3 protein-coding genes are annotated in these 2,660 nt (G+C 69.0%); all 3 read right to left on the reverse strand.

Annotation, left to right across the window (positions count from 1 at the left end; translation table 11 throughout):
• On the reverse strand, positions 1-933 hold a 933-nt coding region (locus R1101_RS27855; protein ID WP_016935191.1), incomplete at its 3' end, for an MraY family glycosyltransferase.
• Positions 934-952: 19 nt separating this feature from the next.
• A complete protein-coding gene (locus R1101_RS0120695) occupies positions 953-1,615 on the reverse strand; it encodes an L-threonylcarbamoyladenylate synthase (RefSeq protein ID WP_016935192.1) in 663 nt (220 codons plus the stop codon).
• Positions 1,616-1,666: 51 nt separating this feature from the next.
• Positions 1,667-2,590 carry a peptide chain release factor N(5)-glutamine methyltransferase gene (prmC, locus tag R1101_RS0120700; RefSeq protein WP_016935193.1) on the reverse strand — a complete coding sequence of 308 codons (924 nt, stop codon included), beginning with the start codon at positions 2,588-2,590 and terminating at the stop codon, positions 1,667-1,669.
• Between the last annotated feature and the right edge of the window lie 70 nt (positions 2,591-2,660).

The raw sequence follows: 2,660 nt of genomic DNA on the forward strand, positions 1-2,660 counted from the left end.
GGCCCGCGTGCGGCGCACGATCGCGAGGAGCAGGTCGAGGATCGGGATGAACATCACCGCACCCATCAGAATGAGCGGTGAGAGCAGACCCAGCAGGTCGCGCGAGCCGTATGCGCTCAACGGGATGAGCCCCGAGGCGCTCGTGGAGATCGCGGCGAGCATCAGGCCGATGAGCATCGATCCGGAGTCGCCCATGAAGATCTTGGCAGGCTGGAAGTTGTGCGGCAGGAAGCCGAGGCACGCACCCGCGAGGGCCGCAGCCATGAGGGCCGGCGGGTAGGCGGAGACGTCGCCACCCTGATCGAGCAGCAGGCCGACGGAGAACGCACAGATCGCCAGCGCGGCGATGAGACCCAGCCCGGCCGCGAGCCCGTCGAGCCCGTCGACGAAGTTCATCGCGTTGATCATCACGGCGGCGACGGCGACGGTGATGAGCCCGCCCTGCAGTTGGTCGAGCACGAGCGTCGACGCGCTGAAGGGGTCGTAGATGACGATCCAGCTCACGCCCATGACCACGAGCACACCGGCCGCGGTGACCTGCCCGACGAACTTGGTGAGCGCGTCGAGACCCCACCGGTCGTCGACGATCCCGACGACGACGATGATCGAAGCCGCGACGAGCGCCGCTCCCATGTCCGGGGTGTATTCGAAACCCCTTGTCAGAGCTGGCAACTGCTGAGCGAAGATGATCCCCGCAACGAGACCGATGTACATGCCGACCCCACCCATCCGGGGTGTCGGCGTCACGTGCACGTCGCGATCACGGGGCACCGCGACCGCCCCGAACTTCAGTGCGAGGATCCGCACCACGCCGGTCGCGAGGAAGGTGACCACCGCGGAGGTGAGCAGGACGAGGAGAAGCTCCCGGATGGGAACGCCGGCGCCGCGCCCGGCCTGAGCGAGCAGTACGGCGGTGGTGTCGGCTGCAGTCACGTGCTCCGTTCCTCCGCCGCTACTCCCCGCCGGAACGAAGACGCTCGGGATCGTCGCCGAGCACCTCCGCGAGCGCTTCGGCCGTCACGGCGCCTTCGCGCAGGATGCGCGGACGGTCCCCCGTGAGATCGACGATCGTCGAGGCGATGCCGTGTTCGGCGGGACCACCGTCGAGATAGACACTCGCCGACGCTCCGAGTTGCTCGCGCGCCTCGGTGACGTTCGCCGCCGGCGGCCGGCCGGAGACGTTCGCGCTGGACACCGCGAGCGGGCCGACCTCGCGCAGCAGTTCCAGGATCACGGGGTGCAGCGGCATGCGGAGCATGACCGTGCCGCGCGTGTCCCCGAGGTCCCAGGCCAGGGACGGTGCCTGATGCACCACGAGGCTGAGCCCACCCGGCCAGAAGGCACGGATCAATTCCCGCGCCTCGGGACGCACCGAGGCGACGAGGCCGTCGATGGTCGTCCAGGAGCCGACGAGGACCGGCACCGGCATGTCGCGTCCGCGGCCCTTCGCGCGCAGGAGCGAGGTCACGGCGTCGGAGTCGAACGCATCCGCCGCGATGCCGTACACCGTGTCGGTAGGTACGACGACGAGTCGTCCGGCCTTGAGTGCGCCACGCGCCGCGTTGAGTCCGGCGGCGCGCGAAGCTTCGTTGTTGCAGTCGTACACGGTGCTCACGCGCTCATCCTTCCACTTCGGCCGGAGTCGGCACCGGACGGGTCCTGCCCGTCAGCCGTCCGCAGCAGACCGTACCGACTTCATGCGGTCGGCCTCCACCGCGGTGGGAACCCGGTGGGCGGTGACGAACCGGGCCTTACCGGCGAGGTCGGGGTGCCGGACGACATCGCCGAAGACGCGACGCTGTTCGAACAGTTCGGCGACGAGCAGACTGTGTGTGTCGTCGTGCTCGACCACGGCCGCTCCCCCGATCCGCAGCCATCGCGCGATGTTCGACACCATCGGGCGGATGACGGACAGACCGTCGACCCCTCCGAAGAGCGCCGAGTGCGGGTCGTGCTCGATCACCTCGGGTTCCAGTTCGGCGCCCTCCGGGATGTAGGGCGGATTGGCGACCACCAGGTCGACGGTGCCTTCGAGGTTGCTGAGCAGGGTGCGGTCGGTGACATCGCCCTGATACAGCCGGATCGGGGTGTCGCCTTCCTGCGCGCGGGTCTCGGCGTTGCGTCGGGCCCACCCGAGGGCCTTCGCTTCGAGTTCGACGGCGTGGACCTCGGCGTCGGGCCGGGCGTGCGCGATCGCCAGTGCGAGTGCGCCGGATCCGGTGCACAGATCGAGCACGATCGGATTGCGGCTTCCGTGACGTTCGAGGAAGGCCAGGGCCCATCCGAGGAGCAGTTCGGTCTCGGGTCGGGGCACGAAGACACCCGGTCCCACCGCGAGGTCGATCTCCCCCATCGGCGAGGTGCCGGTGATGTACTGCAGCGGTATCCGCTTCGCTCGCTGTTCGACCATGGATCGATAGGCGTCGATGGTCGCCGCGTCGACGAGCGGGACCAGGCCGAGTCGGCCGCGCTCGATGCCGAGCAGGTGCGCGGCGAGAAGTTCGGCGTCGACCCGGGGACTCGGGACTCCTGCTTCCTCGAGGACCGATGCCGCTTCGATGACGGCCAGGCGCAGAGGTTGACGGCTCACGCCTTACAGCGTGCCACGACTCCGGTGCTGCGCTACGCGGAGGTAGCCCTCACATTGCACGCATACGCCG

The sequence above is a fragment of the Rhodococcus sp. R1101 genome, assembly GCF_000278445.1.
Taxonomy (GTDB): domain Bacteria; phylum Actinomycetota; class Actinomycetes; order Mycobacteriales; family Mycobacteriaceae; genus Rhodococcus; species Rhodococcus gordoniae.